This window comes from Shinella kummerowiae, assembly GCF_009827055.1.
Taxonomy (GTDB): Bacteria; Pseudomonadota; Alphaproteobacteria; order Rhizobiales; family Rhizobiaceae; genus Shinella; species Shinella kummerowiae.
The window spans coordinates 1-21,166 of record NZ_WUMK01000003.1 but is presented as its reverse complement, the minus strand read 5'-3'; the positions used below and the strand labels follow the sequence as shown (position 1 = coordinate 21,166).

At 62.4% G+C, this 21,166-nt stretch carries 16 protein-coding genes; 9 read left to right on the top strand and 7 right to left on the bottom strand.

The window, feature by feature from the left end; translation table 11 throughout:
- Window positions 1-19 precede the first annotated feature (19 nt).
- A complete protein-coding gene (locus tag GR138_RS07950; protein ID WP_160858146.1) occupies window positions 20-1,381 on the bottom strand; it encodes an FAD/NAD(P)-binding protein in 1,362 nt (453 codons plus the stop codon).
- A 449-nt stretch (window positions 1,382-1,830) separates the two neighbouring features.
- Between GR138_RS07950 and GR138_RS07945 the strand changes: the two genes are divergently transcribed.
- The 9 genes from GR138_RS07945 (at window position 1,831) to GR138_RS07905 (ending at window position 13,506) form a co-directional block, all read left to right on the top strand.
- The gene (locus GR138_RS07945; RefSeq protein WP_160858144.1) at window positions 1,831-2,937 is read left to right on the top strand and encodes an acyl-CoA dehydrogenase family protein; all 1,107 of its coding nucleotides are present in this window, start codon (window positions 1,831-1,833) and stop codon (window positions 2,935-2,937) included.
- Between the two features lie 231 nt (window positions 2,938-3,168).
- Window positions 3,169-3,786, top strand: a complete 618-nt coding sequence (locus GR138_RS07940) for a helix-turn-helix domain-containing protein (protein ID WP_160858143.1) — start codon at window positions 3,169-3,171, stop codon at window positions 3,784-3,786.
- A gap of 39 nt (window positions 3,787-3,825) precedes the next feature.
- Window positions 3,826-4,902 (top strand): extracellular solute-binding protein, encoded by a 1,077-nt coding sequence (locus GR138_RS07935; RefSeq protein ID WP_160858141.1) that lies wholly within the window; start codon window positions 3,826-3,828, stop codon window positions 4,900-4,902.
- Window positions 4,903-4,962: 60 nt separating this feature from the next.
- Window positions 4,963-5,847, top strand: coding sequence for an ABC transporter permease (locus GR138_RS07930; protein ID WP_160858139.1), 885 nt, complete (start codon window positions 4,963-4,965; stop codon window positions 5,845-5,847).
- Between the two features lie 4 nt (window positions 5,848-5,851).
- A complete protein-coding gene (locus tag GR138_RS07925) occupies window positions 5,852-6,637 on the top strand; it encodes an ABC transporter permease (protein ID WP_160858137.1) in 786 nt (261 codons plus the stop codon).
- A gap of 2 nt (window positions 6,638-6,639) precedes the next feature.
- Window positions 6,640-7,755: an ABC transporter ATP-binding protein gene (locus tag GR138_RS07920; RefSeq protein WP_160858135.1), complete on the top strand. Its 1,116-nt coding sequence runs from the start codon at window positions 6,640-6,642 to the stop codon at window positions 7,753-7,755.
- 16 nt (window positions 7,756-7,771) lie between these two features.
- Window positions 7,772-9,157, top strand: coding sequence for an NAD(P)/FAD-dependent oxidoreductase (locus tag GR138_RS07915; RefSeq protein WP_160858133.1), 1,386 nt, complete (start codon window positions 7,772-7,774; stop codon window positions 9,155-9,157).
- 27 nt (window positions 9,158-9,184) lie between these two features.
- Complete coding sequence (locus GR138_RS07910; RefSeq protein ID WP_160858131.1) at window positions 9,185-9,544, top strand: cupin domain-containing protein; 360 nt, start codon at window positions 9,185-9,187, stop codon at window positions 9,542-9,544.
- A gap of 323 nt (window positions 9,545-9,867) precedes the next feature.
- On the top strand, window positions 9,868-13,506 hold the full coding sequence (locus tag GR138_RS07905) for a FecR domain-containing protein (RefSeq protein ID WP_160858129.1): 3,639 nt from the start codon (window positions 9,868-9,870) through the stop codon (window positions 13,504-13,506).
- Window positions 13,507-13,599: 93 nt separating this feature from the next.
- Here the strand turns inward: GR138_RS07905 and GR138_RS07900 are convergent, their stop codons facing one another.
- Genes GR138_RS07900 through GR138_RS07875 form a run of 6 tightly spaced genes read right to left on the bottom strand, consistent with a single transcriptional unit; the run spans window position 13,600 to window position 21,086 of the window.
- Window positions 13,600-13,941 (bottom strand): RidA family protein, encoded by a 342-nt coding sequence (locus GR138_RS07900; RefSeq protein ID WP_160858127.1) that lies wholly within the window; start codon window positions 13,939-13,941, stop codon window positions 13,600-13,602.
- A 19-nt stretch (window positions 13,942-13,960) separates the two neighbouring features.
- Window positions 13,961-15,748, bottom strand: coding sequence for an alanine racemase (locus GR138_RS07895; protein WP_160858125.1), 1,788 nt, complete (start codon window positions 15,746-15,748; stop codon window positions 13,961-13,963).
- Between the two features lie 4 nt (window positions 15,749-15,752).
- Window positions 15,753-17,000: a D-amino acid dehydrogenase gene (locus GR138_RS07890; RefSeq protein WP_160858123.1), complete on the bottom strand. Its 1,248-nt coding sequence runs from the start codon at window positions 16,998-17,000 to the stop codon at window positions 15,753-15,755.
- Window positions 17,001-17,056: 56 nt separating this feature from the next.
- Window positions 17,057-18,076 carry a C45 family autoproteolytic acyltransferase/hydrolase gene (locus tag GR138_RS07885; protein ID WP_160858121.1) on the bottom strand — a complete coding sequence of 340 codons (1,020 nt, stop codon included), beginning with the start codon at window positions 18,074-18,076 and terminating at the stop codon, window positions 17,057-17,059.
- Between the two features lie 6 nt (window positions 18,077-18,082).
- Window positions 18,083-19,621: a biotin carboxylase gene (locus GR138_RS07880; RefSeq protein ID WP_202402569.1), complete on the bottom strand. Its 1,539-nt coding sequence runs from the start codon at window positions 19,619-19,621 to the stop codon at window positions 18,083-18,085.
- 22 nt (window positions 19,622-19,643) lie between these two features.
- Complete coding sequence (locus GR138_RS07875; RefSeq protein WP_160858117.1) at window positions 19,644-21,086, bottom strand: aldehyde dehydrogenase family protein; 1,443 nt, start codon at window positions 21,084-21,086, stop codon at window positions 19,644-19,646.
- Window positions 21,087-21,166: the final 80 nt, after the last annotated feature.

Below are 21,166 nucleotides of genomic sequence, written 5' to 3'. Positions count from 1 at the left end.
GCGACGCTTGGCGCGCCTCTCATCCGGTTGAAACCCTTGCGCCGATAGTTTCGGCAACCGAACGCGCCTGGACGCGGATGTCAGGTACGGCGGTGATCTCCCAGTGCCGTCCGGCGGTGAGCGGCCCCATGGCATAGAGGCGGGGTTTGCCCTTCCCGCCCGCGGCGATAGCTGCAGAGTGTTCATCGACGGCGATGCCGAGCCCAGCACGATCGGGCTGGATCAGGCCCTGATCGGCGAGGCTTGCCAGAAACGGTGAGGTCTTCGCCGTGCATCGGTCGAAACCGGTGCAGTTGACCACCAGGTCCGTGGTGAGCGCGAACCCGTCACGGGCGTTGATCCGCGCCTCGACACGCCTGCCCACCCGCCGCACCGCCTCCAGCCGGCCCTTGTGACACCGAAGTTGTCCTGATCGCTGGAGTGTCTCGATGCCCCGCGCGACGCGGGGCGCCATGCGATGGCGGTGGACATTCCAGAAGGTGGCGGCGTGACGCAGGAAGCGGCCTTGCTGGGCGGGGCTCCAGCAAGCCCATATCTCCCGGGTAACCGGGCGCAGGCCGTCCATGACGGCTCGCCAATCCGGTGCGGCGTCTGCCGCTGCCCGGAGGATCGCCAGCATTTCACTCACCTCGCCGCCTCCTGCGCTGAGCACTGGTGTCGTAGGCTCGGCGCGTTCGGTCAGGTGTGCCTGCGGCAGCAAAGCGTGCCGCGAGACGGCGTGGATCGTTCCGCGAAAGCCGCGCTCTTTCAGCAGCAGGCATTGATCGATCATGGTCAGCCCGGTTCCGACGAGCAGGATGTCGCCGTCGCTCGGGACGCGTTCAAGCCAGTCCTCCGCCCAGGGATCGTGCACGATGAAAGGGTGGTTGTCGGAAGAAAGCTGGTCGGCGCGAAGCGGCAGGCGCGCAGTTCCCGCTCCCGTGCAAAGCACTGCGAAATCGGTGTGAAGCCGTGCGCCGTCCGAGAGTCGAAACGTCAGGCTGCCATCCTGAACGGGTTCGGCGCTGCAGGCCTCCGCATCGACGAGGCTCAATGCCGCGCGGTTCGCCGTACGCTTCAAGGCGGCGTCGAGGCTGTCGCCGAGATAGCGGCCGTAGAGCTGTCTGGGCACGTAATCGTTGCCTGCCGCGGATCTGCCGTTCTCAGCCAGCCAGTCGACGAAATGGTTCGGCCGATCGGCAAAAAGGCTCATGCGGCCGGCCGGCACGTTCAACAGAAGGCAATCCCCATTTGCGGCATAGGCGATGCCGCGTCCCCGCTTGCGTGTCGCGCCGACGAGACAGACCCGCGCGGTCGCGGGCAACACGTCGACAAGATTGAGCGACAGGGCAACAGACGAAAAACCCGATCCAATGACGGCGACATCCGCATGCATGCTCATTCAAACTCCTCCTGCGAGGACCCAGTCGGAAGGCTGGCTTATTTTCTATAAAATATATGGATTTTAATTTTCTTCAATACGCCAAGTGAAACGCCAACGCGGTCGGCCCGGCTCCCCTCGCCGTTGCGGGCAAGCGCCTTGCTTGGACCCGGCGGGATGGTAGAGTGCGGACGAACGGGCGTGTGTCGTTCGGACTTACAATTGCGGACGTCGGAACAAAGGACTCACATCCGAATTTCTTCGCGGCGAGCGCACAGTGCGCGTGTTCACCCGAAGCGTATTGAAAACGCTAATGCTTTTGCGTTGCAACAGAATATGGGCATGCAAACGGCCCGCCGCTTTTCGCGCCAAAGCAGTGGAAATAATCTATACAGTCTCTATAGAATGTGATCTTTTTACCTGTCTCAGCCTGTGCGCCCTGAAACCACCTTCAGCAAGGAGCAGACGACATGGGTACGATTTCATCGCCGCTTGACCGACCCATTCGAACCGCCGCCGTTATCAGCACGGAGGACGAAGCGATTGCCGTGGCACGCACGATCGCCAGCGTTTTCGGCGGCTCGGGACAGGCGCCGGAAACGGCGGAAGCGCGGCTTGACCTTCTCTCACGCTCCGGCCTGCTCGGCGTTTCCGTGCCCACCGATCACGGCGGTATCGATGTCTCAAACACCATCCTGGCCGCCATCTGTACCGAAGCGGCCGCGCAATCGGCAACACTTGGGGAAGTTCTCGCCGCTCATTTCGTTGGTCTGGAACATGTTCGAAGCTGGGGCACGGAGGGGCAGAACACCACGGTTTTCTCGGCAGCACTTGCTGGCGCGCGGCTTGCGGGTGCCTCGGTACAGCGCAAGGAAGAGCCGGTGGATGCCTTGGTGCTGCTTCCGCATGGCCTTGCCTGGCGGCTGAACGGCGAGGCGTTTTGTACCCCCTGTACGCGGCACGCCGATTGGGTGCTGGTGCCGGCACGCCCCGGCGGGGGCAGGACAGCAGGCCTCCTGCTTCCGGTCCGTATACCGGGCCTGCGTTATGCCGCCAACACCTGCGAGCCGGCAAACGGGAAACCGCAACCGGCCGAACATGTGCTTTTCAAGGATGTGGTGGTCGACGGCGATACCTTGCTGCATCCTGCCGGCGATGGCGCGCAACGCGCCGTTCCTCACGACCTCGAACTGCTTCTCGAAGCGTCGCGCCACCTCGGCGCGGGGCGCCGCGTGTTTGTGCGCATGCTGGATCGACCGGATGCCGCAACCACGACCATCGGCCTGCTGTCCGCCCGGCTAGCTGCAGCGGATGCGATGATCGCCGAAGCCGGGCGGGCGATCGATGCCGCCCAGATCGGGCTTGCCGAACATCACCGCACGAACGCCTTCCTGGCCGCCGCCGCCGCTCTGGCCATTGCCCGGGAAGCATCCGGTCATGTCAGGGATGCGGAGACCACGCAGTCCGATGCGGAAGTGTCAACGGATGGTCTTCCAGCGCACGTGTTTTCCGCGCTGCATGAAAGCGGACAAATTCATCTCGATCGGCACCGGCATCCCCAAGATGACGAAAGCTAGAGCGCGCAGCTAAAGTGATCTGCATGGAATGACAGGCAAATATTTGTTTTTAATAGTCATTTTTTTATTATTCTGAGTGTCATCAGCCGACGACACAATCGCAAATCTGCGCGATCCCTCCCCGATCAAAGTGGCGTTCAACGCCTTGCCCCGCATAAAACAGCCAATCGTGAAATTCGCTGTTGCCAAGCGCTTATCCACTTAATACAGTGTTAAGTGAGAGGTGAGGCCATGGACGACATCGCTGTTGCTGCGAAGAATCAGGCTGCTGTCGGGGAGAAGGTGAAGGCCTTCCGCACCGCCCGACGCATGTCGCTCCGCATGCTCGGAGATGCCACCGGCACGACCGCAAGCTTCCTCAGCCAGCTCGAGCGGGGCCTCAGCGGCGTCAACATCAGCACACTGATGCGCATCGCTGGCGCGCTGGGCATCAGCCTCACGGACCTCTTCGAAGAGGCGGCCCCGCCTGTCGGGCGGGTCTTGCGCAAACATGAGCGCCCTGCGCTGCCACCGGCCGAGGGTTATCGCAAGATGCTGCTGTCGCGGCGCCCGATCCGCGACATGGAAGTCTATATCGGTGAATTCGATCCCGGTGGCTCGACGGGCGACAAGCCTTACAGCCATGGGGATTCGCACGAACTCTTCTTTGTTCTGCAGGGTAAGGTGGAACTCACCCTCGGCGAGGAGCGCCATGTGCTGTCGGCCGGCGACAGCATCGAATATCCAAGCTCGGTTCCGCACAAGACCGTCAATATCGGCACGGAACTGGCTGAAGTCCTCTGGATGATCGCGCCGCCCACCAGCGTCGCGGATGACCTCGACAAATACCTGCCGCGGCCGGGCTCGTAACCGCAGCAGGAACAACGCAAGCGAGCGCTACTGGGAGTAATGACAATGAAGAATTTTGCGAGGGCTTTCGCCCTAACGATGACGTGTGCCCTGGCGTTGCCGGCGTTTGCACAGGAAAAGCCGGTCGCCGGCGAAGTGAAGGAAGGCTCGCTCAAGGGCAAGACGCTGACCTTCGTCTCCTATGGCGGCATCTACCAGGACGGCCAGGTCGCAGCCCTTCAGGATTTCGTCACGAAGTCCGGTGTGACGCTGCTCAACGACGGCCCGACGGAAATCGCCAAGCTGAAGGCGCAGGTCGATGCCGGCAATGTCACCTGGGATGTGGTCGATACCGCCGACCTGCCTCCTTACGTCCATTGCGGCACGCTGTTCCAGAAGCTCGACCTTTCCAAGCTCGACGTCTCGAAGATCCCGCCGAACCAGGTCGGCGAATGCTCGGTTCCGGCGATGAACTACGGCGTCGTGCTGATGTACAAGAACGAGACCTACAAGGACAATCCGCCGAAGAACTGGGTCGATTTCTTCGACACGGAAAAATTCCCCGGCAGCCGCGCCATCGACGGCAGTGGTGATCCGACTGGCGGTCTGATCGAGCAGGCTTTCAAGGCAGCGGGCGGTGATCCGAAGGCGATGACGGCGGACGATATCGAGAAGGGCATCCAGAAGCTGCGCGATCTCGGCCCGGATACGATCTACTGGAAGACCGGCGCGGAATCGCAGCAACTCGCCGAATCCGGTGAAGCCGACATGGTCATGATGTGGACCGGTCGTGCGATGACCGCCGTCAAGAACGGCGCGCAATATACGCCCGTCTGGCAGGATTGGCTGGTCGTTATGGACCAGATGACCATTCCGGTCGGCGTCAAGGATACCGACGCGGCCTATGCCCTCCTCAACGCCTATCTCGGCGCCCGTTCGCAGGAGATCCTGACCGAAAAGACCTCCTACACGCCGATCAACCTCGACGCCAAGCCGAAGGTGGACGATGTCACCGCCGCGTTCCTCACGAGCACGCCGGAGCGCATTGCGCAGGGCTATCAGCAGAACATCCCGTTCTGGGTGAAGAACTTCGACCTTGCCGCGGAAAAGTGGAACGCGCTGCTTTCCGGCAACTAAGCGCTTGGTCCTTGGCAAGTCCGGCTTCGGCCGGGCTTGCTCCAATGACGGGAGATCTTCATGACAGCCACGTCCGACCTGACCACCGGCGCCGAACGGCCCGCTTTCCTTTCGCGATTTCGCCCCCGTGGCGCGGTTTGGCTTGCCGCACCCGCCGTATTGGTGCTCGTTGTCGCGCTCGCCTATCCGTTGGCGATCGTCGTTGTCCGCAGCTTTACCGATCCTGTACCCGGCATCGACAACTACATCTGGTTCTTCCAGTCGGCGGTGAACCGGACTGTGCTGCAACGGACCTTCGTCGTCGCCGCCTGGGTGACGCTGGTTTCCCTCATCTGTGCCTATCCCTATGCCTACGCCATGACGATCGTCGGCAAGAATGTCCGGTTGGTGCTGATCCTGTGCGTGCTGGTGCCTTTCTGGCTGAGCGGCGTCGTGCGCACCCTCGCCTGGGTCATCCTGTTGCAGGATTCCGGCGTCATCAATTCCTTCCTGCGTGGCCTTGGCCTGTCACCCGTCAAGCTGATCCGCACGCCGCCCGGTGTCATCATCGGCATGACGCAGGTGCTGCTGCCCTTCATGATCCTGCCGATCTATTCCGTGATGAAGGGTATCGATACACGTCTGTTGCAGGCCGCCCGCAGCCTCGGCGCAAAACCCTGGCGCGCCTTCCTGCAAATCTATGTGCCGCTCTCATTGCCCGGTGTTTATGCCGGCGCGATCATCGTGTTCATCCTGTCGCTCGGCTTCTACATCACGCCGGCACTGCTTGGCGGCCCGCGCAGCATCCTGCTGTCGTCGCTGGTGCAAAACCAGGTGCTGAGCCTGCTCAACTGGGGTCGTGGCGGCGCGATGGGTGTCGTCCTGCTCGTCGCAACCTTCGTGCTGCTCGCCATCGCCGCCCCGCTGATGCGCCAGAAGCACACGTCTACGCGCAGGGAGGCTTGAGCCGATGCCTTCGTTCCCGCGCATTCTTCTCGGCCTCTTCTGCCTGCTGGTCGCCGTTCTGTTGCTCGCCCCGACGCTCGTCGTGATCCCGATGTCGTTCAACGGCAACAAGTCGCTCGCCTTCCCGCCCGTCGGCTTCTCGTGGCAATGGTATGGCAACTTCTTCAGCAATCCGGACTGGACGACGAGCTTTACCAACTCGCTGATCGTCGCGTTGATCGTTGCCGTGGTGGCAACGGTGGTCGGCACCCTCGCCGCCTTCGGCGTGACGCGGGCGGCGGCGCGCACCGGCGGATTGCTGCGTGCCCTGCTGATCACGCCGATGGTCGTGCCCGGCGTGGTGCTGGCGATCGGCATCTACGCCGTCTATCTCGACACACACCTCGTCGGCACCGTCACCGGCTTCGTCCTCGCACACACCATGCTCGCCATCCCCTTCGTGCTGATCGCCGTACAGGCGAGCCTTGAAGTCTTCGACCGGCGGCTGGAGACGGCGGCATCGAGCCTCGGCGCCGGTCGGCTCACGGTGTTTCGCACGGTGACCTTGCCTCTGATCCTGCCGGGCATTCTTTCCGGCGCGCTCTTTGCCTTCATCACCTCGTTCGATGAGATCATCGTCGCGCTATTCATCACCAGCCCGTACCTGAAGACCTTGCCGGTGCAGATCTATTCGTCGATCACCCGCGACGCCGACCCGACAGTTGCCGCCGTCGGCACCCTGCTCTTCTTGGCAACGTCGCTCATCATCATTGCCGGCCTGCTCTTCGGCATGCGCCGTGGAAGGACCTGACCATGAATGCACCCCAACGATCCACTGGCGCCGCGATCGAAATCCGCAAGGCCTCCAAGCGCTACGGCGCTTTCACGGCCCTCAACGACATCGATCTGCATATTCGCCCGGGCGAGTTCATGACGCTGCTCGGCCCCTCGGGCTCCGGCAAGACGACGACACTGAACCTGATTGCCGGTTTTACCGACATCAGCTCCGGCGCGCTGGAAATCGGCGGCAAGAGCGTGACCGGCCTGCCCTCGCACAAGCGCAATATCGGCGTGGTCTTCCAGCACTACGCGCTCTTCCCACACATGACGGTGGGAAAAAATGTCGCCTATCCGCTGACGCTCCGCGGCATCAAGGGCGATGACCGCGAGCGCCGTGTCAAGCGCGCGCTCGACATGGTGAAGATGGCGGATTTCGCCCATCGTTATCCGAACGAGCTGTCCGGCGGCCAGCAGCAGCGCGTGGCGCTTGCCCGTGCGCTGGTCTTCGATCCGCCGCTGCTCCTGATGGACGAGCCGCTCGGCGCGCTCGACAAGAAGCTGCGTGAATGGCTGCAACTCGAAATCAAGCGCATCCACCGCGAGCTCGGCACCACCTTCGTCTACGTCACCCACGACCAGGAGGAGGCGCTGGTGCTGTCCGACCGCATCGCCGTCTTCAATGGCGGCCGCATCGAGCAGATCGGCACGGGCCGGGAACTCTACGACAATCCGGCAACGCTGTTCGTCGGCCGCTTCATCGGCGAGTCTACGGTGCTGCGGGGTGCAAGCGACGTCTCCGGCAACGATACGATCATGACCATCGGCAGCGACAGGGTTGTCGCGCACGGCCGTCTTGCCGGCGACGCCCGGCCGGTCATGCTCCTGCGGCCGGAGCGCGTGGCCCTGAAACGCGCCGGCGCCGATGTCGTCACCGGCGAAAACCGGTTGTCCGGTACGATCGCCGAGGCCATCTATCTCGGTTCCGGTTCCAAATATGAAGTCCGGCTGAACGATGGCACGATCGCCGTTGTCCGCAGCCCGCTCGGTGCCAGCGATTTCGCCATCGGCGACAGCGTGGACATCGCCTTCATGCCCGCCGACCTCATCCTTCTTCCCGACGATGCCAGCGCCGACGTGACGCTGACCTGAACCCGAAAGCATCCCCATGGACGTCAAGACCAACGGTAACATTTCCTTCTGGTACGCCGATATCGGCGGCATTCCCCAGAAGCGCCCTCCCCTTCCCGGTGACCGCGAGGCCGATGTCTGCATCATCGGTGCGGGCTATACCGGCCTGTGGACCGCCTACTACCTGAAGAAGGCCAATCCGGCCCTCGATGTCGTCGTGCTCGAGCGCGAATTCGCCGGCTTCGGCGCATCGGGCCGCAATGGCGGCTGGCTTTCCGGCGGTTTCAGCTGGTCGCGCGAAAAATACGCAAAAACCTCCAGCCGCGGCGCGGTCGTCGACATGCAGAACGCCATGTCCGGGACGGTTGATGAAGTCGAGCGCGTCACCAAGGCCGAAGGCATCGATGCCGATCTCATCCGTGTCGACAAGATCATCGCCGCCACCAATGCCGCCCAGCTCGAGCGCGTTCGCAAGGAATATCAGTTCGATCTCGACTGGCAGATGCCGCCGGAACGCGTGCAACTGCTGTCTGCGGAAGAGGCGGCAAAGCGCATCAACATCGCCAACCTCCGCGGCGCCATCGTCTATCGCGGCATGGCCCGCGTGCAACCGGCCAAGCTGGCGCGTGGCCTCGCGGGTGTCGTCGAAGATCTTGGCGTATCGATCTATGAGGGCACGAGCGTAACCCGCTTCGAGAAAGGGCGGGTCGAGACCGATCGCGGCACGGTGCGTGCGCCGTACATCATCCGCGCGACGGAAGGCTTTTCTGCAGGCCTGCCCGGCTACGAGCGGACCTGGCTGGCGCTGAACAGCGCCCAGATCGTTACCGAACCCGTGCCGGACTCCCTCTGGAAGGAAATCGGCTGGGAAGGCCATGAACTGCTCGGCGATGCGGCGCATGCCTATTGCTACGCCCAGCGGACGCGCGAAGGCCGCATCACCATGGGCGGACGCGGCGTTCCCTATCGCTTCGGCTCGAAGACCGACGTCAACGGCCAGACGCAGCAGGCGACCATCGACGCGCTGCACGGCATCCTGACACGGCTTCTGCCGCAAACGAAATCACTGAAGATCGACCACGCCTGGTGCGGTGTGCTCGGTGTGCCGCGCGACTGGTGCACGACGGCCGGTTTCGATCGTTCGACCGGTATCGGCTGGGCTGGCGGTTATGTCGGCCTCGGCGTCTCCAGCTCGAACCTCGCCGGCCGCACGCTTGCCGACCTCGTGCTCAACCGCGAGACGGAACTGACCGGCCTGCCCTGGGTCAACCGTACGGTCCGCAAGTGGGAGCCGGAGCCGTTCCGCTGGCTCGGCGTGCATTCCATGTACCAGCTCTATCGCATGGCGGACGGCCGCGAATTCGCCGGTCAACCGCACACTTCGAAACTGGCGGCACTCGCCGACAGCATCACCGGCCATTGAAACACGCTCTTTAAGACAGGACATAAGATGATCAGTTTTGAGAATTTCGGCGACCTCCTGAGCCTCGACCTCGGCGCTTTCGCGTCGAAACCGACCTCGCTGGAAGGTAATCAGGAAGAGGCGGCCATTGCGCTTTGGACGAGCCCGGACGGCAAGATGGAGACCGGTGTCTGGGAATGCACCCCCGGCCGGTTCACCGCAGACCGCAGCGACAACGCCGAAATCTGCCACCTGCTTGTCGGCCGCGTGACGCTGCACAACAGCGACGGCTCGGCTCAGGAGATCGGTGCCGGCGAGATGTTCGTGCTGCCCATCGGCTGGCGCGGCGAATGGACGATCCATGAGCAGACCCGCAAGATCTACACGATGGTTGCGGCCGGCGTTTAAGCCGTTTCAGTTACCACCATGGAGACATTGGAGCGGCCGGGGCGTGAAGCCCCGGCCGCTTTATTTTCCGGCGGGTGATGGCTTGCGAACGCGAAAGTATTTCGAACGCAAATCGAAGATTGCCCGAAATATGAAAAGGCAGTATCTCTACGCCACGTTCGCGTTCAACTTGCATCCGTTGTCACCGACATGCTGCCTTCACGCTCTCGCATGAGCACGGGCAGCTCGTACGGCCTCGTTTTGCCCAAGTCGGATTACGCGATCTTCGCATCCAGGTGGGGGTTTGGTTGCACGGGCGGGGTTTGCATCGATATCGACGCGGCATGAAGCCGCTACCGGCGGGTTTGCTGTGTCTCACCGTAGCGGCAAGCGTCGCCGGCCTGTGGCCAGCGAGTGCAACGGCCGAGCCGGTGGATCGGGGCACCGCGGCGGCGGGTTCGGTGATCGAGCAAAAAATGGGCGAAGAAGTGCGCTTCGTCGATTTTTCGAACTGGCAGAACGTGGTGCGCTACCAGAACCTTCTTGGCGGGGATGTGCTGCGCACCAACGCGGTCGGCCAGCTCGCCATTCTCTTTGCAGACCGCACCCAGGTCCGGCTCGGCCGCAATTCCGCGCTGCAGGTCAAACAGATGACGCCCGGTGGCGATGCCATGCTGAACCTCCAGTCCGGCACGATGTGGGCCCGCGCCCAGCGCGGTGGCCAGGGCCTTGCGGTGGAGACCCCGGCAGCAACCGCGGCGATCCGCGGTACCGACTGGACGCTGACCGTCAAGGGTGATCAGACGTCATTGATCGTGCTTGAGGGCCAGGTCGAGCTGAAGAACGATCAGGGCAGCGTTCAGGTTTCCCAGGGCGAAGCTGCCGTTGCAAACATTGGCCAGGCGCCGCAGAAGCTCGTCATCGTCACGCCGGACGACCGCGAGCAAATGCTCTTCTACCTTACCCTGCGGGATGGCTTCAGCATCATGCCCGCAACGCCATTGCCGCTCGACGGCATGCGCGAGGAGCAGACGCGGGTATCGGCCATTCCTGCCGATGCGCGCAGTGCGGATGACTGGCTGATCCTTGCAGAGACAAGCTTGAGCCTCGTCGGGCGGAAGGAGGCGCACGTCGCGCTCGCCGAGGCCCGGAAAGGAGGGCTGACGCGGTCCGGCAAGGCGCGCGCCGCCATGCTGGAGGCTTTGCTGGCCGGCGCGGAGACGCGCTACGCGGATGCTGCGCGTCTCTTCGCTGAGGCGAAATCGGGATTGGACCCCATCCGCCGCAGTATCGCTGCCTATGGTGAATATTATGCGCGTTCGCTGGCGAGCCCCGAGCTTGTATTGACCCCGCCGGGCGACGTTCGGGACCCCTACTCCGCCGTGATGAAAGCCTACACTGTCGGCTTCCTTGAAGACATTCCCGCAGCGATCGCCGTTATGCGCGAAGCGGAAACACGCTTCCCCGACGAATCGTCCCTTCCGGCGATACGTGCTCTTCTCGCACAGCTCGTAAACGACCGCGAGCAGATGCGCGAAGCCGTCAATCGGGCACTCTCCATTGACCCGAACGATGGTTTCGCCCTCATCGCCCGTGCACGACTTGCCGGCGATTTCGAGAGCGATCTTAAAGCCGCGCGCACAGATCTGATGCGTGCCGCTGAAATTCTGCCGAACTCCTCGACCGTCTGGAACGATCTTGGTCTTGTCGAAGATGCGCGCGGTGATACGCAGGCTGCTGAAGAAGCCATGAAGCGCTCGATCGTGCTTGATCCGGAGAGCCCCATCGGACATGCCAATCTTGCCATTTTCTATCTTGATCAGGCACGGATGGAAGAGGCCAAGCGCGAGATCGATCTGGCGATCAAGGCAGATCCGGCGTTCAACGTCGCGCTGCTCGCGCGCGGTCGATATCATTTACAGAGCGGAGACTTGGAAAAGGGCGTGGACGACCTGCTGGCTGCCTCTACGGCCAATCCGGGACACTCGCAATCGCAATTGCTGCTTGCCGCTGCATATTATGAAAGCGGCGCACGCGAACCCGCAGCGCAAGCCCTGGACAATGCCGATCGCCTGGACAAGAACGACCCGGTCATCTCCTCCATGCGTACTTCCATCGCCATTGACGACTATGATTCTGAAGGCGCAATCCGCAACGCGCAGGAGTTCTTGCGACGATCGCGGGCGCAAGGGGGGCAGTTTGCCACCCTCGACGCCAATCAGGATGCCGGTTCTACTTTGAACAATGCGTTCCGCCTGCAAGGCTTGAACGCTTGGGGACAATACTACGGTGACGCCGTTTTCGATCCCTTTGAAGGCAGCTCCTATGTCGACCAATCGATCCGCGGCGCCACAGACCCACTGACCAGTTCTTTTCTGTTCGGTGAAAACGTCATCACCGACAATCCGAGCAGCAAGTCATTTTCATCGTTTTTCCAGGGCCTGTTGTTCGACCCACATATGATTTCCAGCCGGTCACGTTCCGCCAACCTTCTGCGTCGGCCATTCTTCGAGGGATCGATCGGTATCGGCACGACCCTCAATCCGGGTACAGAAGGGTGGGTCGGTGAGCTGGAGCTTCAAAGCTATTCGAATGAGCCAGTGCCACTCAGCGGCTATCTCAATCTGCAATACGCGGATTCGCCGGATAAAACGCGCACGGTTGTCGACAGCGGCATTCTCACCCGCAACAGCGAAAACGAACAGGAGATCATGGGGCTGAACGGCTACCTGACCTCCACCCTTACGCCGGACGATCGGCTGGTCGCCTACGCCAATCACAGCACGTCCGCGTTCGAGTTCAATACGCCCTACATCAATCTCTTTTTCCCCGGCCGTCTCTATGGGGTGGACACCACTTTCACCACAGCCGGTCTCGGCTGGAGCCATACGCTAGACTATCGCAATGTGGTGAATGCAGCCCTGCTGTTTTCCTCGCTCGATTTCGAGCGAAGAATGAGAGAGGAAAGTCCGCCATTTTTTCAAGATGGCACGACGCTGTTCGGGCAGAAGAGCTACGTTGCTGCGATCAATCATGTTGTCGAGAGTGACAATCTCACCTGGCGTTATGGCGTGGAAGGCGGCGTCCTGAACAATTCGTTCGATATCCGTGTCGAAACCTCCGACATCCCGCCGGTCAGCGCGTCCACCCGGGATGAAAGCTACTTCAGCAAAGCCTATCTCGATCTGCTGCATGACATTACGCCGGAACTAAAGGCTGAATACGGCTTGTTCGGAACCGTTCTCGGCGGCAGCGAGAGTGACGCCGAGCATATTGAGCCGCGAGCCGGCTTTGCCTGGATACCTGCCGAGGGGCATTGGCTGCGAGCAGGCTACATTCGCCAAACGTCGGATATGACGACACCGACGCTTGCTCCCATAGGGATCGTCGGACTGCAGGCGAATGATTTCAGCGTAGGATCTGATGGTTATTCAGACACATTGGCCCTCAAATGGGACGCCGAATGGACGGATCGTTTCTTCACGACGATCGACTACCAGCACCAGACGTTTCACGACCTGACAGTGAACGACGCATTGCTGCTCTCGAGCTACAGCTTTAGCGAGGCGGAAGCCGACCGTGTCGCCATTACGGCCAACCTCGCGCTGCCCCATGGTTTCGGCCTGTCGGCAACCTATGCTTTGGCGTTTTCCGAAGTGAAGGACCAGGCGAGCCCGGCCTTTGGCCGCGACCTGCCCTTCCTGCCCCGCCATACGGGACAAGTCGCAGTCACGTATGTGAGCGACGCCAATGTGAAAGCGACCTTGGCCGCCAACTATGTCGGTGAACGCTACGGAGACGTCACTCCCCGCAAACTGGATGACTATTGGACATTGGACGCCGAACTGACCTGGGAGCCGTTTGACAAGAACATCGCTTTCGAAGCCAGCGCCTACAATTTACTGGACGAGGATTTCGATGTCATGCCGGGCTTCAACGGATGGGGCCGGGTATTCAAGGGAATGATGAAGGTCCGCTTTTAAGTAACTGCGCTTGAACGGTATTCTCACACTGCGGCCGACAGGGCCCGGTCCAGCTGATGCTGAACCGGCTTTGGTGTGGTTAGCCCAGGATGCTCAGACGAGCGCCGTGACCTGGATTTCCACCAGCAGTTCCGGGGCGGCCAGGCGGGCTTCCACCGTGGCGCGGACCGGGAGGTTGTTCGGGTCGACCCACTGGTCCCAGACTTCGTTCATCTGGCTGAAATGGGCGATGTCGCGCAGCCAGATGTTGGCGCTGATGAGCTTGGCCTTGGAGGTGCCGGCCTCAGCAAGCAGGCTGTCGATCGTGGCGAGGATGTCGCGGGTCTGCGCGACGGCGTCTGCGCCGTCACCGGTGACGCCGGCGGTGGTGACGACGCCGTTGACGACGACGGCTTCGCAGAAGCGCTTGCCGGGCTTGATACGCTTAATCATCAAAAATCTCCCTTGGTTGTGATCAGAGAATGGTTTTGCCGAAGGCCGACAGGATGAAATTGGCGCATTCCGCGCCGATCGGCGATGGCAGTGCGGCATCAATGCCCGAAACGCTGAGCGAGCGCAACTTGCCGCTGAGCGCCGCCATTTCCATCGCCGAATGGGTTTCGCGCACCGTGATGCCGCCGATTCCGCCGCTCCAGCCGGACATGTCGGTGGCCGTCGGCGAATAGCAGAGATGGAAGCCACACGTGCCGGCGGAGGCGATGGCGATCGCGTCCCGCATCGCCTGGCGCAGCCCGACCGCGTCGATCTCGGCCATGGTGAAGATACGCATGCGCGAGGCCTTCAGCGCCGCAGCCTCTTCCGGCGCCGCATTGCGAAGGCCGATCAGCACGATATTCTCCGGCGCGACATGTGGTGGCAGGCGATCCAGCATGCGGCGCAAGACGGCGTTTTCCGCCGGGGGCGCATCGCGGTCACCGTCCGGCATCATTGCCGCGTCGGAATCGATCCAAATCATACCCAGCGCATCGTGCCGGCGGCCGGCGTCCTCGACAAAACGGATGACGTCACCCCTGCGGGCACAGACTGAGAGCGTCAGCGCGTCTTCCTTTGCGCTCCGCTCGAAACCAAGATGGTCGATGCGCTCGGCAATGTTCTGGACCACGATGAGCGCGCCGCCTATGGCATCCGTTTCGATCGCATAGGTCCTACTCTCGCCGGTCTCGCACACATCCCGCATCGGAACCTTCTCCACATATTCGGAGGTCATGACCGTCAGCAACGCACCGTAATTCATGCGGAAGCTGACATTTTCCCCGACAGCCAAGGGCGGGTCGGCATCCGTGAGGTCGAGCACGAGATGGTCACTCGATGCGCCCAGCACCCGAACACCGGGGCGGGTCGGCATCAATCCCTCGGCGATAACGTCCTCCCGGCCGATATTGGCGATGCCGCGCAGCCGGTCGCCTTCGTCGACAAAGATCGGCACGTTGCCGAAGGCATCGATGCCGGACTGGCCGATCGGCATGGAGGGTTTTGTCTTGACCTCGAGCAGTTCGCCGGTGAGTTCAAAGGCGTCGCGGTCGAGCGCCGCCCAGGGCTCCGTCAGGAATGTATCGCGCCCGCCCTGCAGGATCGCCTCGCCGATGCGCAGGTTGTTGATGCCGGCCGGCATGCCTCCTTCAAGCAGCAAGGGCAGCGAGGAAGAGTTGCCGCCGGAAACCCAGTCAAGCGGGCGCCCGGTGATGCTCTCCACCTTGTAGGCATGGGCGACGAGCTGCGTCAGGTTTTCCTGTGTCGGTATGATGGCGCCGAAGCAGGTGAGGTTCGTGCCGACGCCGGCGATGCGCACGCCCGGAAGCGCCATCACCGCCTCGACGGTCGGGATCAGGTCGCTCGGCCAGATACCCTCGCGCAGGTCCCCGAGATCGATCATCAGGATGATGTCGTGCACGCGGCCGAGCCGCTCGGCGACGCGTGAAATCTCGCGCATCAATTGCAGCTCGGATTGCAGGCTGACGTCGACGGTGCGCACCAGCTCCTCCACGCGCGTGAGCGGCGGGCTGCGCAACAGCATGATCGGGCAGTCGATGCCGGCGTCACGCAGGCGCCGGATATTCTCGAAACGGGATTCGGCAATGCCCGCCACACCGCCACGCAGCATGGCGCGCGCCACCTGCGGCATGCCACACGTGCCCTTCGTCACGCCGAAGGGCGTGATGCCGTATGATTTGCACAAATCCACCACGGTGCGGGCATTATGCTCGATGCGGGCGAGATCGATGGAAATTTGCGGATCGGACATCGCATCAATTCCTATAGAGCAAGCCCGCCGTATCGATCTCCGGCTTGCGGCCGGAAACCAGATCGGCGACGAGTTTCCCGGAACCGCAGGCCATGGTCCAGCCGACATGGCCGTGGCCAGTATCGAGGAAGAGATTTTCGTAGCGTGCCTGTCCATGCACCGGCACGGAGCCCGGCATCATCGGACGCAGGCCCGACCAGAGCACGGCCTTCGTCTCGTCGATGGCACCGGGGAAAAGGTCGTGCGCGGTGCGGAACATGGTCGCGAAATCGGCGGGCTTGAAGCTGCGGTCGTAGCCGGCGAATTCGGCGGTGGAGGCAAGGCGCAGCCGGTTGCCGAGACGGGAATAGGCGATCAACCGGTCCTCGTCGACGCCGCCCATGGTCGGCCCCTTGTCCGCATCGATCGGCAGGGTGGCGGTATAGCCTTTCACCGGATAGACCGGCACGTCGATGCCGATCTTGCGCGCCAGCAGTGCACTTTCCGGGCCAAGCGACAGCACCACGGCGTCACAGGAAACTGGCCCCCTATCCGTCAGCACGGCCTTGACCCGCCCACCCTGGACATCGAGGCCGGTGACCGTCGTTCCGAAGCGGAAATCGACGCCGTGGCGCACGCGGGCCTGTTCGGCGAGGCTGCGGGTGAAAAGCGAGGAATCCCCTGTCTGGTCCATCGAGGAATAGACGCCGCCGGCAAGCTGATGTTTGACTGCGGCAAGGCCCGGCTCCAGCGCGACCAGCCGTTCGCGATCCACCACTTCGATGGCGAGCCCCCGCTCGGCAATGTATTGCATGTGTTTGATGCCGGCATCCATGCTCTGCTGTGACCGGTAGAAATAGAGGATACCCTTGCGCCGATCGTCGTAGGAAATCCCGGTCTCTTCCTGCAGCGCGTTGATGCATTGGCGGGCGTAGAAGGCGAGGCGCAGCTTGATCTCGGTATTGGCATTCGCGCGCGACTGCGTGCACTGCATGAGGAAACGCAGGCACCAGGATAGGAATTGCGGATCGAGGCTGAAGCGCACCTTGATGCCGAGATCGGAGCGGAAGAGTGACTTCACAAAAGTGGTAAGTGCGGCCGGCGAGGCCCAGGCGGTGGAATCGCCGGGCGAGACGAGGCCGGCATTGCTCTGGCTGGTGCCACGCGCAACGTCCTCGTGGCGCTCCAGCACGGTCACGTCATGGCCGTCCTTCGACAGATACCACGCCGCCGCCGTGCCGACGACGCCGGCGCCCAGAACGACTACTTTCATAACACTCCCCTCACCCTGGCGCGATTCCGGTTTGCGAAACGGCCAGCCCTTTCTTCTTAACTGCTCACGGCACCCTGCTTGAAGGTCGGCGCAAAGCCGCCGGAATCTCCGTCGTTGAAGCGGATAATGCGCACCTCGTCCTGGAATTCGGCGCAGGATTGCCGCCAGACAGAGCCTGGCCAGACCAGTTCCACCGAGGCATCGAGCGGCCGGTAGACGGCCGTGTAGAGCGTACCGTAGCCGCGTCCATAGGATGTCTGGTAGACCGGCGGGCGAAGAAATCCGGATAGAACGCGGTCGACATCCGCCGACCCGCTCAGCGATTTCTCCACCGCCGCCTCGCGCTCGACCGACTTGGTGATCTCGGCATGGCGAGCCCATTCGACGCCGTGCTGGTGGTTGGTGCTGACGCGCCGCTCCACCACCTCCGCCGGACGGTCGGGATTGACGTAGACGGTCGCGTGCTTGCCCTGCCGGTCGATGACGGCGATCGAATAGGACATGTGCACGGGAATGCGCTGGAGCATGGCGACGGCCTCGGCCGTGGTGCTGGCGAATTCCAGCACGTAGCGCAGCACGACGGGAATGCCGAACCCCTGCCCCGCAGCGGTGCGCCCGCCGAAGGAAAGCGAGACCGCAAGCCCGTCCTCGTTGATGCCGTCGAGCACGCCCCAGAGGCAATCGACCACCGCGACCACCCGCTTGCCGTTGAAGCGGGAGGCGAGCCAGGTGCCTTCGAGCAGGCGCGGGCTGTAATCGTAGTTGCGGATCAGCGCGGGCTCCGCGCCGGTGAGGATCGCCTGCGAGCAGCCGCCGACATAGAAAGGTGGGCACCACATGGAGAGGAAGCGTGCCTCGAGGTCGCCATCTCCAGCCGTTGCCACGATGGCCTCATAGGTCGGCAGCAGTTCCGGCATGTGCTTGCGCAGGGCCTTGAGGCTCATGAAGTACGTCGGGCGCGAGCGCACACCGTCGCGCACGAACCAGCGGCTATAGGCATGCCAGTGACGATCGAACACCCGGCGCCATTTGGGGCCGGGCATGTCTTCGTCGATGGCTTCGAACTGGAGGTCCATGATGTCCTACAGGATCTTGAATGAACCGGCTTCCGGCGCGTCGTCGCGCTGGATTTCCGTCAGCGGCTTGCTGGCATATAGGCGTTTGATGCCCTTGATCCAGTTGCTGGCACGCTCGTTCAGTTCGAATTCGTCGTCCATCACCCGCCCGCGTGTAATGAGAATGCCTAGATCGGCGCCCTCGTAACGGTAGTCGCCGGGGCCGGTAATGCGCAGGAAGAAGGCCTCCTGTTCGCTCTCGATCGCCTGGCGGTGATAGTCGAAGCGGTCGTAGGACACGCTGCCATCGGGCGCCATGCGGTAGATGCCGGTCGCCGGCGCATGGGTGACGATGTCGACAAGGTCTTCGGTCGACTTGATGACCACCTGCGACCAGGAATCGATGAACTCTTTCCGCGCCCAGCGGTCATTGAGTTCTTCGACATCAATCTTGTACTCAATGCCGGAGAATTCCATCAGGTGGAACAGGAAGAGCGGCGCATCGGCATAGGCGAAGGCGGCATGGTTGGTCATCGAGCTTGCGCCGCAGATGCGCGGGTTCAATTCGCCGAGATAGACCTCGTTATCTTCGACATCGATCAGGAAATCGAGGTCGAAATAACCGCGATAGCCCTCTTCGCGCAGCTGGTTGCCGAAACGGTAGGCCATGTCGCGTGCCTTGGCGCGGATCTTTTCCGAAAAGGCGCCCGGAAAAATCTCGTTGCCGCACCAGCCGCCCTTGTAGGGCGTCAGCGCCGGCTGGCCGACGACTTCGGTCAGAAGCGGGCCGACCAGCGTGCCGGAGCCCGTTGTGCAGGCCTCCATGGTCGCACCGCGGCATTTGATGCGCTTCATTATCTTCACTTCGTCTTCCGCGGCAATCTCCGCGGCGTGACGGTTGTAGTCGTCTTCGCTGGCGATGAAGAAGGTGGTGTGGCCGCTGTCGCCGAAGGCGGTCTGCACCACGAGATCCTTGCCGATGCCGGCTTTTTTTGCCGAGGCGAGCAGTTCCTCATAGGTGCGCGCCGGCGCGAGCGTATTGGGCACCGAGGGCACGCCGGCCTTGTTGCCGATGCGCACGGTCTCCATCTTGTTGTCGCAGCGCTGGCGCAGTTTTGCCTTGGGAAACCAGACCTCTATGCCCAATTCCTCACAGATTTCTTCAGTCGATTCATCAAACATCAGGAAGGTCGCGACCGCGCGGCCACCGCGCTTGGTGATATAGTCGATCACCTCCTTGTGCTGCAGCAGGTAGTTGTTGATATCCTCGATGCTCTCGAATTCAGCATGGGGGATTTCGGAGGGGACGAAGACGTTGGGGTGTCGGCCGTCGAAGCAGTCGATATAGCTGACGAACTTGAAATTCCGCACCCATTCGTCGATGCCGATCAGGTTGAAGTTCGTCGCGGAGATGAAATAGATCGGGCGCTCGTTGCGATGCATGACGACGCGCAGGTCGGCAACATTTCGAATGGTTTCCATGATGTACCCCTCATTTTTCTTCGAGTGCTTATTGCGCTTGTCGCGCTTCTTTTCGTCTTTCCGCGCTTTCTTCTTTTTCGACATGCCCCCCGGTCCGTCGTTTGGGTTATCGTTTCAGGCGTGACGTGACGTGCTTGACTTCCAGGTAGGACGACAGGCCCCACGGCCCGAGTTCACGGCCGATGCCGCTCGTCTTGAAGCCGCCCCAGGACGTCTGAACGAAAATCGCCTGCGGACTGTTGATCCAGACATGACCGGCCTCGATGGCATTGGCCACGCGATTGGCCTGCGCCTCGTCACCGCTGACGACGGTGGCGACGAGGCCAAAATCGCAGTCATTGGCGAGTGCGATGGCCTCTTTCTCCGTCTCGAAGATACGGATGCAGAGCACCGGCCCGAAAATCTCCTCGCGCCAGAGCGCGCTGGTCGTCGGCACATCGGCAAAGATCGTCGGTTCGATGAACCAACCGTGCAGCCCGGCCGGCTTGCCGCCGCCGGTGAGCAGTGTCAGCCCCTCGGCCTTGCCGCGCTCGATATAGGCTAGCACCTTGTCGTGCTGCGCCTTCATGGTGATCGGGCCGATCTGCGTCCCCTCATTCAAGGGATCACCGGGCTTCAGCGCTCGGCTTCCGGCGACTATCGCGTCTATTAGCTTTGGCGCAATTGATTTTTCCACCAGAAGGCGGGAGGTGGCGGAGCACATCTGCCCAGCATTGAAGAAGATGCCACCGAGCACGCATTCCACCGCCTCGTCGAAATCCGCGCTGGCGAAGACGACGATGGGCGACTTGCCGCCGAGTTCCAGGCTCACCGATTTGACGCCCGGAGCACCGGCCGCCATGACGCGTGCACCAACCGCGTTCGAGCCGGTGAAGGAAACCTTTGCGACATCGGGATGCGTCGTCATCGGCGCGCCGACGCGCTCGCCGGTGCCGGTGACGATGTTGAGCACGCCGGGCGGCAGCCCGATCTCCTCGGCAATGGCGCCGAGTTCGAGTTCCACCACTGGTGTGATTTCGGACGGTTTCAGCACCACGGTGCAGCCAGCGGCGAGCGCGGGGGCGACCTTCCAGGAGGTCGTCACCAGCGGGAAATTCCAGGGCACGATGAGGCTTGCAACGCCTGCCGGTTCCTGCCGCAGCCGGGCATGAAACCCCTCGTCAGGCAGGGCGACATTCGCATCCTGTCGGTCCTGCAAGGTGATGGCCTGTTCGGCGTAATAGGCGAAGGAGGCCGCCGCATCGGCCATGTCGATGCGCGCCTCGCCGAGCGGTTTGCCATTGTTGCGGGACGAAAGGCGGGCGAGTTCTTCGGCGCGGTCCTGAAGCTTTTCCGCAATGGCGGCGAGGTAGCGGGCGCGTTCACGACCGCCGGCGTCGCGCCATTCCGGAAAGGCGGCCTTCGCCGCCGCTACAGCCTTCTCCACATCCGCCGGGCCGCCGGCGGCGACCTCGTGATAGACGGTACCGCGATAGGGGTCGAAGACCGGGATTCGGCCGGGCTCTACCGGGTCCTGCCAGCGGCCATCGATGTAGAGCTGGTTCCGCATTGTCCCCTCACGCTGCGAGTATTTTGGCGAGCTGGGCGCCGGCCTGGATTTCGATGATGGTGGGGATGGTGCGGGTGGCC